This window comes from Tengunoibacter tsumagoiensis, from assembly GCF_003967535.1.
Taxonomy (GTDB): Bacteria; Chloroflexota; Ktedonobacteria; order Ktedonobacterales; family Ktedonobacteraceae; genus Tengunoibacter; species Tengunoibacter tsumagoiensis.
This window is the reverse complement of sequence record NZ_BIFR01000001.1, coordinates 3726121-3739534: the sequence shown is the minus strand read 5'-3', so window position 1 is coordinate 3739534 and position 13414 is coordinate 3726121. Positions and strand designations below refer to the sequence as shown.

Genomic DNA, 13414 nt, shown 5'->3' with positions numbered 1-13414 from the left:
GATATGATTAAATGGTCCTGAGGGGTATTGCATATCTCCTGATCTACAGTGCTACTTGCTAGTAAGATTACTATATTCTCCAATAGCGTTGTTTTTTCCTAATGTTGCCTCTCAGGAAGACTTTGCAGAATAAGATAGGCGATTCGTGCGTAAAGAGGATGTTGTGTTTGGATAAGTTGAAAGGAATTGGGTAATTTTTATGCACAACCATGAGAGTGAAAACGAGATGCAGCCAAATGAAGGATTGCATTCGCGTCGTAGATTATTACAAGGGGTTGCTGGAGTAGCTGTTGGGGCAGCTGGGGTCGCCGGTGTCACGCTCTTGCCATCGATTGGTGCATTTGCTGCTGGGGATAAAGGGAAGAAGCCTACGGCGGTCCAGGATATTCTGAATATTGCGCGTACCGCAGAGCGTCTAGCAGTCACCTTTTATAGTCAGGGCATTGCTAATGCTCATAAATTGGGAATTTCGGGTGATAGGCTGAACTATCTACGTGCTGCAGTTGTGGAAGAGCAGATTCATGAGTTCTACTTGCGCGATAATAAGGCAAAGCCTCTGACAAGTACCTTTAGTTTTCCACATGGGGCTGATACCTTCAAGAAGCTTTCACTCTTCATTGCCACACAGCAGGAATTGGAAGGCTTTTTTGATTCGGCCTATCTTGCGGCGGTCCGTGAGTTTGCAGAGCAGAATCAGCCGCGCCTGGCACAAATTGCAGCTCAGATTGCTACAATCGAGTCTGAGCATCGTGTTCTAGGCCGTGTCTTACTCGGTGAAAGCTTTGCCGATAATTGGGCTTATACACCAGTTGCCATTACGAGAGTGTCTGATGCTCCAGCTGCGGTTGCTAAGGCGGGCTATCTCAGTCCTAAGGGGGATAATAGTTATACATTTGCTGCGGTAAATATCGATCTGCCCGCAGTTATTAATCGTACGCCTCTAGTGGGGACGGTCTAATTCTAATACAAGTGAGCGGCTATGTAAGAGATTACATAGCCGCTACTCGAGTTTAGGAATACGCCTGTGTTTAAATGCTTGGGTCTACGAGTCTAATCATAATGCTATAGACAACGAGGATTGCAAAGCTAATGATGAGATTACAAAGGAGCACCAACCCTAGAAATTGGTAGGATGAGAGCTCTTGTAGTTGGTATAACACAAAACCCAGGCTAGCTGCTAGACCAATAGCTGCGAGAAGAACTGCACGCGTTACAGAGCCCACACTTGGATATTTTCTGCGCAATTTGGTCAGGCCTGTTAAAAGTCCTGCAATACCATTGATGAGAAGAGGAGCCCACCAGTCGATATTCTTATGCGCTGTGTTGATAAGATGGAAATGATTGTCTATGGGGTAAAAGAGGTCCCCACAGAGCACACCACCCAATCCAACAAGCAAGCCCACCCATGGACCAAACGAGGCACCAAAGAAGAGCGGAATGACTACGACCAGGGTAATCCCCCGATTTAGTACAGGAACAGGAAAAGAAGGGAGTGGGAAAATGGTGAGGTTGTGTATGGCACAGAACAGAATGATGCCCACAATTGTTGCCAGGATAGGCCATTTCCAGGTTGCCAGGATTCCCCAACTCTCCTCAAAGCTCTCGCTTCGACCTGTGGCTTGATTCTGCTTTTGATTTGTGCGTACGGCCTCACGTTGAGCAGCCTCACGCTGGGCAGCCTCACGCTGGGCGGTCTCACGTTGGGCGGTCTCACGTTGAGCAGCCTCACGCTGAGCAGCCTCACGTTGGGCAGCCTCACGTTGGGCAGCCTGCTGTGGGCTTTCGTAAGATTGTGCTGGTGCATACTGGTTACCAGGATATTGGTTACCTTGCTGGTTGCCATAAGGCTGTCCAGGATAGGGATTTCCCTGTTGGGGATTACCATATGATTGGCCGCTTTGTTGAGGCCCACCATATGGTTGTCCAGGATACTGGATACCTTGTTGATTGTTATAGGGCTGACCGGGATAGGGTTGTCCCGATTGTAAAGGCGGTTGATACGCACGATTCTGGAAATCCTGCCCCGATTGTGGCGTTGTTGGATTGCCTTGTTGTTGGGGTCTGAATTGGTTCGGTGTTCCTGGCGGAGGTGGCGGAAGAATCATTTGTGGAGGATTCGTCCGGGCCTCGGTCTCCATGGAATGAAGCGTTGGAAGTGCGCTCGGTTGAGAATTTTGCGCTGGTGCCTGAGAAGGTTGATTGATTGCCTGGTTGCTTCCTTGACCTGTGGTCTGTTGCCCTGTTTGATTCCCCGTCTGAGAATTCGTAGGAGTATTCTGGGTGTATTGTGCTCGAGAGAGCAACCCTTTCCCTGGTGTGATAGGGCTCGAAGGCGTGGCCTGTGTTGGAGGCATAAGCTCAGTCCTGTAAGAGGGAGGGGGTTGCATTAATTCTGTGCGATAAGAATTATTTTCTAGATCGATCTGGCCTGTGCGCAGTGCTGTATCGCCACTTTGCTGAATATTTTGCAGGGCGGTCGCGAAGTCACGGATTGTTTCAAAGCGCTGTTTGGGATCTTTGGCGAGAGCCCTCATAATCACTTGCTCAATGGCAGGTGAGACCTGAGTGAGTTTCTCGCTCAAGAGGGGAGGCTGAGCAAACATATGCTGAGTGCACATCTCAGTAAACGAGCCATGGAATGGACGTTCACCAGTGAGCCATTCATAGGCCACAATGCCCAGTGAATATTGATCGCTCGCTGGTCGAGGTTTTCCCTGGATCTGTTCAGGCGACATATAGGCGACTGTACCGATAACATCCTGCGTACCCTGTGAAAGAGAGCTTTGTGCTACAAGGGCGATACCAAAATCGCTGAGGAGGATCTCGTTGCGTCTCCCAATGAGCATATTTTCTGGCTTGATATCACGATGTATGAGCCGCTCGTCATGAGCGTATTGCAGTGCATCCGCTACCTGAGTGATATATGGGAGAATTGTTGTGAGGGGCAACGGAATCCCTTTCGCGTGACGCTGGCGCAATGTGCCATTGGGGGCATAGTCCATCACCAGATATGGTGTCTCCTCATCTATGCCGAAGTCCATGACGCGCACAATATTGGGATGGGCTAGCCGGGCGATGGTCTGGGCCTCTTTTAAGAAGCTGTCCATATCATCGGTACTCGACAGTCGAGCTTGTAGTACCTTAATTGCGGCTTGCGATTTCAGATAGAGGTGCTCGCCAAGATAGACCTCAGCGAAACCTCCCTGGCCCAATAGTTGTGTGATCGTATAATTGCCCAGTCGCTGTCCGACTCGATCTGCCATCCTTGCTCCTTCTGGTTCTTGCTATACCTGATTGTACGCTTACTCTAACGGGTTCAATTGTAAATAAATGGTGTAAGAACGTCAAGTATTCGGGAAGAAGCACAGTCCTTTCTGTCTGTTCCTGACAGAAAGAATGCCTACGAAGCAGAAGAAATGATATAATTGTTTTTCAGGTTCATAAGGTTTCTTCTTTTTGTGAGAACTTTATGCTTTTCAAGAAAACTGGCTCAATAAAGCAGGTGAGGAGTTTTTCATGACGTTCAGTACTGGCCACTTGATTGGTGGTTATCGTATCCTCTCAGAGATTGCTCATGGGGCCTATGCCTCTGTGTATAAGGCTGCTCATACTGTCTTGTCTAATCGGATTGTGGCCATAAAAATCCTCAATACAGCAACTCCAGATGCACAAAAGATGTATGAGCTTTTCTTTCAGGAAGCTCGTTTGCTAGAGCAGTTGCGACATCCCCATATCCTGGCTATTCTCGATGCGAATATGCAAGATGGTATTCCTTACATCGTTAAAGAGTATGCTCCTCATGGTTCTCTGCGTGATCTTCTGCGGCAGTATAAAGGACATCCTTTGCCAGTTGAGCAGGCCCTGAGTATTTTGCGACAGGCTGGCGATGCATTACAGTTTGTGCATCAACAGAGAGTTGTACATTGCGATCTCAAGCCCGAGAATATCCTCTTTGGTATTCATGACGAAGTACTCCTGGCCGATTTTGATATTGCACAGATTGTACAGAATCCTGGTCTGTCTGCATCAGGGATTGGTGGGTCTCCATCCTATATGGCCCCTGAACATTTTCAAGGTAAGGTTCGCCTGGAGAGCGATCAGTATTCTCTGGCTTGTATTGCCTATGAACTTTTTACTGGTCAGCGTCCTTTTGCTGGTACAGATTTTGAGACTCTTAAGCATGAGCACCTTACGGCAACTCCAACTCCGCTGACCCATCTTAATCCCGAACTCCCTTTTCATATAGAGCAGGCAGTCTTTACAGCATTAGCGAAAAAGTATACGCAGCGCTATCGCGATGTTGCAACATTTATTGAGGCCCTGGATCCAGTCCAGGCTCCAGAAGCGACTCAGCAATGGACATATATTCCTCAGCAGGGGCAACGCTTGCTATTGAAAGATACACAGCGCCGAAGCAAAGCGGATGATGAATTGTATTATGAAGCGACGGTGGTCGAGGTTCCAGAGGAGGTAAGTAAGCCGCGGTCTAAGGCACCGGCGAAGCCTAAAAAGGCTTCTCAAGAGGTTACGGCAACGCCTAAGAAGCGAACGGCTACCACATCTGCTGCGTCAACCTCGAAAAGCCGGGCCGCAAAAACGATTAATAGCGAGAAACAAGCAACTGCTGATACCTCTCCTAAGAAGAGGGCTACCAATTCTCAACCGGTTGTTGGTGCTGCTTCTACACGTTCTAAACAGACAGTCAATGCTAAGGATGCGCCCATACCCAAAAAACGTTCAACCACAGAAACGGCGTCGCCCAGAGCTCCAAAAAAGACAGTCGAGAGCCCGAAAGAGAGAGCGAAGCCAGCATCAACTCGTTCAGTGGCTTCTTCCTCAACTGCTAAAAAGCCGTCTTCGGATGTTGTGACAACTGAGAATGCTTTGCGTAAACTTATTCTAGATGGCGGCTCACATGTGCAGGATGGGAGTGAAGTTGTCAAGCCAGCGCGGCCTTCCCGAAAAACAAAAAATACGTAGATCCGATCAGAGATACTATCCTGAATAACTTATTAAGAAGTATTTGAGTAAGGCCATTTTTCAGGCATGCGAGGGTCAGTTCCTCATAACAGAGGAATTGACCCCTTGTGGATTGACGCTTCCAACATAGACGCATTCTCCATAGAGTGGACAGCGACCACAGTCGGGGCGCTGTGCATGGCAGATCTGCCGACCATGGTGAATCAGGTTGACGTGCAAGGGATAGACCCACTCAGGAGGAACGATCTTTGCAAAGATAACATGTGCCTGGTCGGCGCTGACTTTTTCTCCAATCAGTCCTAGCCGTTTGCTGGTGCGATGAACATGGGTATCAACTGGTATCACTGGTTGATCGAGATTGAACATGAGCACACAGGCAGCTGTTTTGGGTCCAACTCCTGGATAGGTGCGTAAATACTGCCAGGCCTGTTCGGGCTGCAAGGTCTGGAGTTTTTCTAACAGGTAACGTGTCAGTGGGCCTGGATGTTGATCTTTTTCCTGCTGGGCACTCATCTCATGAAGCACTTCCTGAATTCTGCGGGCCTTGATGTTAGCCAGACCGCCTGAACGAATTGCCTCTGCTATCTCTCCCGTGGGCGCATCGCGGACCCTCTCCCAGTCAGGAAACGTTTTGATCAGTTTTTGATATGCTCGGCCAGAATTGATGTCAGATGTATGCTGTGATAGGATTGTTCCGATCAGACCACCCAGTGGATCCATATCGGGTTGGTTATGGGGCTCACCATAGGTCTCTATTAACAGCTCATAGACCTCTTTTAAGTGGAGCGTTGGTTGTATGATCGTCAATGAACCTCTCCTCTGTTTTCCCAGCCGCTGGTAATCGAATGCTTGCCCTCTTACATGATAAAAGGGAACGATTAGAGCAGTATAGCATGTTTTGAAGGTGATTTCTTCCTCTAAGGTTAAAAACAGGACCTCTCAAATGTGTAGAGAATCTGTGCCACTATTCACACTGAGAAACGTACTATATATATAGTAGAGAAATAATGTAACACAGAGGGCTCTATTGTCTCAAGCTTTAGTCCCTAGACTTTAGTCCATGTAGATGATCCGCTCACGTAGGCGTTCCTTTTTCTTAGTAAAGGAGTGTGATCATGAGACGTTTGTTGTACGATCGCCGTCTGTTTCTGGCTCCGCTGTTCCTGTGTGGATTTCTCTTGTTTATGAATGCCTCTGAGGTAAATACACATACTGGTAGCACCTTTCTGACTGCATCTCATTCAAGCGTTAAGGCGGCAGGACCTGATTTTGGGTCTCTGGCGGGGAGCTGGGTACAACACGGGGCAGGCTTAACGGTTTTTGCCAATGGACACGCTAATTATGTTGCTCGCGTGTATACCTGGTGTGGTCCAGGAGTTGCGCCCCCATGCGATTCCTTTCAGGGGAATACCATCATTTCTGGAAATCAGGAGCAGTATCAATTTACTCATCTTGATAATGGGAAGGCTTATGGAAAAGTGATATCTAGCACCGTTGGTCATCAGGGGGCAGATGTGATGTTGGAGAAGACTCCTCAAGATACAGTCACGCTGCATGCAAGCTTTTTCCCTATTCCCAATGTGCTTTGTGGTCCCAGGGCACCAGCTGATCTTTGTGGCGCATAGGAAATACGGTATAGCTCCGCCCTATTGGGGGCGGAGTTTTTTTATTATCTGAACCTTTTGTGGGAAGCGGTGCGTTCAAAAAGTAAGCCTTTTGTCAGAGTTGTGTAGCTTAGATATAATGAAGAGGCTATGTTGCATGCAGGTCTTCATTTAGAAACGCTTGTGGCGACGAATTGAGGTTTGAATGGAGGGCTCTTCTTAGTGAAAGATGTTTGGCGGTTTCCTGCGTTCTATTGTGTGTGTTTTGTCCTGTGTATTTTTTTCTCTTCTTGTACTACTGGTGTGGCCCAAAAAAACACGGTAATGCTTTCACCTGCCACAAAGCAAATATTGACTTTTCCAAATGTTGGAATAGCCGATCTTCAAACGCTTGATCCAGCCGTCGGCCTTGATCAGAATGCTACCCTGGTCGCCAATATGATTTATAGTGGCCTGGTGCGGACCGACAAGGATCTCAAGGTCATTCCTGATCAAGCTACCTGGCAGATAGCAGATGATGGAAAAGTGTATACTTTTTTTCTGAATGCAGAGGTTGCTTTTTCAGATGGAACGCCCGTCACTGCACAGACCTATATTTATACGTGGAATCGTGTCTTTAACTCTACTTCAAACTCTTCAGTTGTGTCGGATCTCAACCTGCCAATTGCGGGCCTTAACGATTTTTTGACGGGGAAACAGACAACCATTAGTGGTTTGCAAGCTCTTAATGCTCATACCCTCCAGGTAACGTTAACGCAACCAGCACCTTATTTTTTGAGCGTCCTGACTAATCCGGCTTTTTTTGCAGTTAATCAACAGGTTGTTGAGCACTATCAGCAGGAGGATTGGTCGCAGCATGTGGCCGATAGTGCCGTTGGAACCGGGCCATTTATGGTTCAGTCCTGGCAACATAATGTCAAAATGCTTTTTATCCCTAATCCACACTACATTGGAAAGAGAACCAATCTAGCAATGGTGGATATGCGCTTTGTCGACGATCCTATTGTGGCCTTTAAAGCTTCGAATGCTGGACAATATGACCTTGTGTGGGGGATGGATCCGCAGGATCAGCCTGCCGCCAAAGGGTTAGCTGGTTTTGCGGCCAGTCCACAATTGCAGACCGATGCGCTCTTTTTTGATCCAACGCAACAGCCCTTCGATGCCTTAGAGGTGCGACAGGCGTTGACTTATGCGATAGATCGGTCAGCACTTGCGCATACGATTTTACACGATGTGGTTGTACCCACCACGACTATCTTGCCACCAGGAATGCCTGGATATCAGGAGCAAAAAGCTGGTCTGAGCGCAGATGTAGGTCGGGCTCGAGACCTCTTGAAGTCTGTCTATCCAGATCTTTCGGCATTTCCACCCATTACGCTTTCATTTCCTAATAGCCAGCTCTCGGTGGCTGAGGGGACCGCCTTACAACAAATGTGGCAGCAAAATTTAGGTATTCAGGTCTCTTTGCAACCAGTAGAAGAGAATGCCTATGAACAGGAGCTCGACGCTCATTCCATTGCGTTTGGTTTTGTTGGCTGGGCCGCCGATTTCCCAGACCCCTATGATGTTCTAGCAGTGAATCTACTCTCCACTTCCAATCAAAATCCCGGTCAATGGAAGAACGATGATTTTGATCAGGCTATCAATCAGGCAGAAGCTACGAGTGGTCAAGAGCGGTTGGCCCTCTATCAGAAGGCTGAGCAGATTGCACTTACTGACGTCGCCTGGTTCCCACTGGATCATCAGAAGCAAGTGGCTGTCCTCTCTTCATGGGTCCATGGAGTCACGGTTAACGCAAATGGTCTCTACTTTGGTGATTGGTCATCTGTCTATCTCTCAAAGCACTGATCCAATCCCCTTTAGCCCTCGACGCCTCCTACAGAGGATGTTAGAATGCAGACGAGTGATTTTGCAGGGAAGCATTGAAGCACAAGTATGCAAATAGATAGAAGGCGTTGCGATGTACTTAGATAAACAGTTACAGGACTATTTAGATGATCTAGCTTCTGCCAGACCTACCCCCGGTGGGGGATCAACGGCAGCTCTAAGTGGAGCTATGGGATCTGCACTGGCTTGCATGGTCTCGCGTCTGACGTTAAGCAAGGCGGACTATGCACCAGTTCATGCTGAAATCGAGCGCTTGCTGGCTCAGGCTGAGCAGTTGCGCAGCCGTTTTCAGTCGTTGATGCAGGCGGATATCGAAGCCTATGGTCACCTATCTGCAACCTTTAAGCTACCACGAACAACGAGCGAGGAGAAGGCGGCTCGTATGCAGGCCATTCAGGATGGTCTGGTCTCAGCAGCTCTTGTCCCCTTAGAGATGGCTGAGAGCGCAGCTCAACTCGTTCAGTGTTGTCTGCGCATTGCTGAAATCGGTAATAAGAATGTTCTCAGCGATATCGCTACGGCAACGTCTATGGCGACCGGAGCCGGTAGGGGCGCTTCATGGATGGTTCAGATTAATCTGCAATCGATGAAGGATCAAGGGCGTATTGCTGAGCTTAGCCAGCGCCTGGAGACTGCTCTGGCACAGATTGAACAGGGAACGCAGCAGGTTATCCGTAGTATAGAGGAGCGAGCATGAGCGTACAATTATTAGATGGGCGTGTGTTGGGAGCAGAGATGAAAGCCGAGCTTAAAGAAGATGTCGCTCGCTATATTCAGCGCTACGAACGTGCTCCAGGTCTGGTCATAGTGCGTGTGGAGGGCGATGCTGCCTCTAACGTGTACAGTAAAGCGATCTTGCGGATCTCCAAAGAACTGGGGGTACAGGCGCGTCTTGAGCTCTTGCCGGAGCAGACAACGGCTGATGAGCTGCGCACCACCTTACAGGGACTTAATGGAGATAAGGATGTGCATGGCGTGATCGTTCAGATGCCGCTCCCTGCTCATCTTCCACAGCAGATCGTTGCTGATACGCTCGCCAGCGCCAAGGATATTGATGGCATTAATCCGCTCAGCGCTGGAAGGCTCTTTATGGGTCTGCCCAGTTTCCTCCCTTCAACGGCTGCCTCCGTCATGGAGATTCTTGAGCGTAGCCAGACTCCACTTGCTGGCAAGCATGTGGTTGTGTTAGGTCGTAGCAATGTTGTTGGTAAGCCTCTGGCGATGCTTCTCCTGCAAAAGAACGCAACGGTGACTATCTGCCATTCGCGTACCGTCAACCTTCCCTCTTTGACGCGTCAGGCAGATATTCTGGTGGTCGCTGTGGGGCGAGCAAAAATGGTTACGGCTGAAATGGTACGTCCAGGTGCCACAGTTATTGATGTTGGCACCAATGCTGTGCCCGAAGGTGGAATCGTTGGGGATGTCGATTTTGCATCAGTACAAGAGGTTGCTGGCGCTCTAACCCCGGTGCCAGGTGGTGTTGGGCCCCTGACAAACATTCTGCTCTTAAGGCAATGTATCCAGGCTGCCTGGCAACAGCATGAATAGAGTGATGGTGAAGGCACGCTCAATAGAGTGGTAGTTTGTGTTCCATATTTTTAATGAAAGAGGGGGCAAGATCATCTGTCAGGATCATGCCTCCTCGTTTTTGTAGCTATTCTCCGCTGTAGAGAGCCTCTTTGATTTTTGGAACGTGGGAGGAGTATTATTAAGGGAGGGGGTATTTCTATGTTGAAAGAGTCAGGTCTCTCGATTCGAGAAGCAACTAGAGCTGATAGTGATCAGATTAAAATTGTGTTGCGGCAGGCTCATCTCTCCACAGACGATCTACTTGTTGAGGGAACGCGTTATTGGTTAGCAGAAGATGCCAATGAGCAGCCAGTCGGCACAATTGGTCTGGAGCTAGGAAATGAAGCGGCACTGCTGCGTAGTGTCGCGGTTATCCCTGCACAGCGGGGCCAGGGGATCGGTGCGGCACTGGTTCAGCAAGCGCTTGCCGCCGTATTGCAGGCTGGCTATCAGCGTATCTATCTCTTTAGTACCGGGTCAGGGGTCTACTGGCAGCGCTCTGGCTTTCGTGAGGTTCCTGTAGTTGAGTTGGTGGCATCTTTGCCCGATGCGCCGCAAGTTCGCCGTTACAATCAACTGGGATTGTTGCCGACTGAAGTGGCCTGGCGCCTGGACCTGGCCCAATAATGTGATGATCAGTCCCAAACTTTTGCATCTTGAAAAGAGGCTTCGGCAGGCGCTGTCTGGTCGCTACCAACCAGTACTCCAATCTCTCCGTGATCATAACTAGCATCGTGAATCGTTCCGATGCTTTTTTTGTTAATAAAAATAGTTATTACATCTCCCTGTGCGGTCACAGCGATAAGGTTTGTCTGCCGTAAACCAGTCTTAATGGCAGGTGAACTACCTTGCTCCAATATTAAGGCATGTTCATCAAGTGCATCAAGATACTGAATAAGCATATGGATGCTTATAAGGTAACGAATATAAATGATCCGAAGTTCTTTCATCCGTAGTTATCCGAATGTGTCAGAAGCCTCTTTGTCGAATAGATCAGAAAGACAAAGAGGCTATTGTAAAAAATAGAGTGTTCCGACCAGTATATATATAGTCATTCTACAATGCTGCATTATTGTTCCCCTGTATGTTTGTAGAATGACTCCTGTTATCTCTGATAATTGGACAGCATTGACTTCCAGGCATGCCTTACCTGAGATGTACGATTCATTTTTTTGTTAATATACAGGAAAAAATATTCACGGCGTTGATATTTTGAATTTTCATCTTTTTTTGCTATACTTATTCTGTAATCATAGTGTCACTACTATTCCTCTTTTTCTTCCTCTCTTTCACCCCCCTCTCAGCTTGAAAGGAAAAATCCAATGGTTCGTGCGCTTAGTCCCACATTACAGCTTGCTCTCAATCAAGTGACGCGACACCCGGCTCTGTCGGTTGTAGTTGAGGACCATGTCCAGCATTATACGTTATATCAGAACCCGGGGACAGCGGATGCCTGGAATGATGCCTGCCTTGCCAGCGATGGGAATGTTGTGCGAGTGCAGGTGCCGCGAGGCGGGACGGGGTTTGCAGCATCTTTTCTTGTTCAACGTATTACCGATCCCTCGCAATCCTCACAATGGTCTCATTGGATAACGCTGCCTGGCTCATCTGGATTGCTCTTTCAGGATGGTGGGTGCGCGATTGCGAATAGTGGAGGAATGCTCTTTGCATTTGCTCAGCAAGGGACTGGCGGCAATACTCTTCTGACCTGGACTTCCAGCACAAATGGTACTACCTGGTCCGGGCCGACGAGTGTGGTGTCCCCACCTGGTGGTGCCTTACTGAAGGGGATTGCCAGCGCTGGTAATGCAGACGTTTTTTTTCTGTATGACGTCGCAGGTGGCGAATCCATTGGTTGTTGCTTTTGGACAGGCTCAAACTGGACTCCACTCATAACCTGGACCTTGCCAACTCTTCCCTTTGGACAGGGCCTTGCTGCTACCTGGAATAGTTTTATCTACACGCTCATTTATTCAGATGGCTATAGCCTTGCTACTTGTAGCTATGATCCCTCGCTTGACCTCTGGCAGAGTGGTTTTGTGATTGCCCCATCAACCAATACTGCAATCTCTCGTATCGCTCCCCGACTCTCGTTTGTCGATGGGTTGTATCTTCTTACGTGTCTGGAGCAAGATAATGGGGCTCTGACGGGGACCGTCTATAGTTATCCACGCTTGCGACAATCGGTTGACCTGATCCATTGGTCGAATGGCCTGCCCCTGCCCGCTTTGAGCGCTCATTATGGAGCAGTTGCTTTTAGTCTTGCTTCTTCTGTCAGTGGGAGTGCTGGTCCACGCTATTATGTAGCAACACTTGCTTCTGTATTGAGTGCTCCGGCCTTTCAGGCAAATAATCCCGCGCAAACGTTGGATCTTTCGGGCGCTGTTCTCTCCTATCGTCGTACTGAACGGGCAGGTCGGCCAGGCGAATTGGAGGTGGTGCTGGATAATACCAATGGCGTCTATAGTCATCTGGTGACAACTGGCTCTTCACCGCAACCGCTGGGACTTGCTACTTCGCTGGTACTAAGTACTGGATGTCTGATTGGTGTGCCAGTGCTCCAAAAGGTGGGGACCTATCGCGTGCAAACACTGCGTTTTGAGCGTACCCCTGTACAGAATCAGATCGTCTTGCAGGCCCAGGATCTGACCTTTCAATTGGATCTGCTCTCACGCTATCAGGGGAGTTATCTCAATCAAACAGTGAGTTTTTTGATTCAAGAGATCTGTGCTCGAGCTGGCCTGTTTGAGATTCTCTTGCCCCTGACCACTCAGATGGCCCAGATCATTCCTGGTTTTGTCATACAGGCCGGGCTCTCGTATCGGCATGCACTGGATGAACTCTGTCTCACCTATGGGCTCGTCTACTTCCTGGATCAGGATGAGATCCTTCAGTTTCGCGAGCTCTCTTCCAGCGATCCCCTTGTCTGGAGCTATCGGTCAGAGATAGAGTCTGTCACATTTGCGCAATCTATCCATGCGGCTAATCACATTATTGTGACAGGGAAAGCTCCTGCGGGTGGTTTACTGGGTGCATTGACCACCGCAGAACTGGTTGATACAACCTCATTGCAGCTTCTGGCCAGCGAACATCTGCTTTCACAGATCGATGTAAGATTAACAGATCCACTCCAGTGTGCAGCTAAAGCCAGTTTTCTGTTGGCTCAAGAACAACGCAACAGCCTCGCTCTAACCGTAACCATACCGCTCAATCCCGCCCTACAGCTATTCGACTGTCTGAGCCTGCTGGATCAGAATCTGCCCATTGGATCTGGTCAGCAGGCGAATGGACGTATCATCCAGATCCAGGAGCACTATTCAGTGGCCCAGGCGCTTGCTGAGATGCGATTGACACTTGAGGGGTGCTAAACAGTT

At 48.8% G+C, this 13414-nt stretch carries 11 protein-coding genes; 8 read left to right on the top strand and 3 right to left on the bottom strand.

The features are described 5' to 3' along the window. Nucleotides 1–199 precede the first annotated feature (199 nt). A complete protein-coding gene (locus EL628_RS14660; RefSeq protein WP_126580678.1) occupies nucleotides 200–958 on the top strand; it encodes a ferritin-like domain-containing protein in 759 nt (252 codons plus the stop codon). A 70-nt stretch (nucleotides 959–1028) separates the two neighbouring features. Here EL628_RS14660 and EL628_RS14655 read toward each other — a convergent pair whose 3' ends face one another. Further along, nucleotides 1029–3263: a serine/threonine protein kinase gene (locus EL628_RS14655; RefSeq protein ID WP_126580677.1), complete on the bottom strand. Its 2235-nt coding sequence runs from the start codon at nucleotides 3261–3263 to the stop codon at nucleotides 1029–1031. Nucleotides 3264–3516: 253 nt separating this feature from the next. On the opposite strand from EL628_RS14655, the gene EL628_RS14650 reads away from it, so the two are divergent. Then, nucleotides 3517–4980, top strand: a complete 1464-nt coding sequence (locus EL628_RS14650) for a serine/threonine protein kinase (RefSeq protein ID WP_126580676.1) — start codon at nucleotides 3517–3519, stop codon at nucleotides 4978–4980. A gap of 75 nt (nucleotides 4981–5055) precedes the next feature. Here the strand turns inward: EL628_RS14650 and EL628_RS14645 are convergent, their stop codons facing one another. Then, entirely contained in the window at nucleotides 5056–5787 is a 732-nt protein-coding gene (locus EL628_RS14645) for an endonuclease III domain-containing protein (protein WP_218028922.1), read from the bottom strand. A 308-nt stretch (nucleotides 5788–6095) separates the two neighbouring features. Between EL628_RS14645 and EL628_RS14640 the strand changes: the two genes are divergently transcribed. The 5 genes from EL628_RS14640 to EL628_RS14620 all read left to right on the top strand — a co-directional run bounded on the left by EL628_RS14640 (nucleotide 6096) and on the right by EL628_RS14620 (nucleotide 10667). Next, on the top strand, nucleotides 6096–6605 hold the full coding sequence (locus EL628_RS14640; protein ID WP_126580675.1) for a hypothetical protein: 510 nt from the start codon (nucleotides 6096–6098) through the stop codon (nucleotides 6603–6605). Between the two features lie 330 nt (nucleotides 6606–6935). After that, nucleotides 6936–8432, top strand: a complete 1497-nt coding sequence (locus EL628_RS14635; RefSeq protein WP_161975514.1) for a peptide ABC transporter substrate-binding protein — start codon at nucleotides 6936–6938, stop codon at nucleotides 8430–8432. 112 nt (nucleotides 8433–8544) lie between these two features. Then, entirely contained in the window at nucleotides 8545–9168 is a 624-nt protein-coding gene (locus EL628_RS14630; RefSeq protein WP_126580673.1) for a cyclodeaminase/cyclohydrolase family protein, read from the top strand. After that, complete coding sequence (locus EL628_RS14625) at nucleotides 9165–10019, top strand: bifunctional 5,10-methylenetetrahydrofolate dehydrogenase/5,10-methenyltetrahydrofolate cyclohydrolase (RefSeq protein ID WP_126580672.1); 855 nt, start codon at nucleotides 9165–9167, stop codon at nucleotides 10017–10019. The genes EL628_RS14630 and EL628_RS14625 overlap by 4 nt, the downstream gene beginning before the upstream one ends. Nucleotides 10020–10199: 180 nt before the next feature. Next, nucleotides 10200–10667 (top strand): GNAT family N-acetyltransferase, encoded by a 468-nt coding sequence (locus EL628_RS14620; RefSeq protein WP_126580671.1) that lies wholly within the window; start codon nucleotides 10200–10202, stop codon nucleotides 10665–10667. 8 nt (nucleotides 10668–10675) lie between these two features. Here EL628_RS14620 and EL628_RS14615 read toward each other — a convergent pair whose 3' ends face one another. Further along, on the bottom strand, nucleotides 10676–10990 hold the full coding sequence (locus EL628_RS14615; protein WP_126580670.1) for a hypothetical protein: 315 nt from the start codon (nucleotides 10988–10990) through the stop codon (nucleotides 10676–10678). Between the two features lie 372 nt (nucleotides 10991–11362). Here EL628_RS14615 and EL628_RS14610 point away from each other — a divergent pair, with 372 nt between their 5' ends. Continuing rightward, nucleotides 11363–13408 (top strand): hypothetical protein, encoded by a 2046-nt coding sequence (locus EL628_RS14610; protein WP_126580669.1) that lies wholly within the window; start codon nucleotides 11363–11365, stop codon nucleotides 13406–13408. Nucleotides 13409–13414: the final 6 nt, after the last annotated feature.

Excerpts from the sequence above, each read along its gene's own strand:
- EL628_RS14660 (WP_126580678.1), top strand. The coding sequence starts at position 200 with ATGCACAACCATGAGAGTGAAAACGAGATGCAGCCAAATGAAGGATTG.
- EL628_RS14655 (WP_126580677.1), bottom strand. The coding sequence starts at position 3,263 with ATGGCAGATCGAGTCGGACAGCGACTGGGCAATTATACGATCACACAA.
- EL628_RS14650 (WP_126580676.1), top strand. The coding sequence starts at position 3,517 with ATGACGTTCAGTACTGGCCACTTGATTGGTGGTTATCGTATCCTCTCA.
- EL628_RS14640 (WP_126580675.1), top strand. The coding sequence starts at position 6,096 with ATGAGACGTTTGTTGTACGATCGCCGTCTGTTTCTGGCTCCGCTGTTC.
- EL628_RS14630 (WP_126580673.1), top strand. The coding sequence starts at position 8,545 with ATGTACTTAGATAAACAGTTACAGGACTATTTAGATGATCTAGCTTCT.
- EL628_RS14625 (WP_126580672.1), top strand. The coding sequence starts at position 9,165 with ATGAGCGTACAATTATTAGATGGGCGTGTGTTGGGAGCAGAGATGAAA.
- EL628_RS14620 (WP_126580671.1), top strand. The coding sequence starts at position 10,200 with ATGTTGAAAGAGTCAGGTCTCTCGATTCGAGAAGCAACTAGAGCTGAT.
- EL628_RS14615 (WP_126580670.1), bottom strand. The coding sequence starts at position 10,990 with ATGAAAGAACTTCGGATCATTTATATTCGTTACCTTATAAGCATCCAT.
- EL628_RS14610 (WP_126580669.1), top strand. The coding sequence starts at position 11,363 with ATGGTTCGTGCGCTTAGTCCCACATTACAGCTTGCTCTCAATCAAGTG.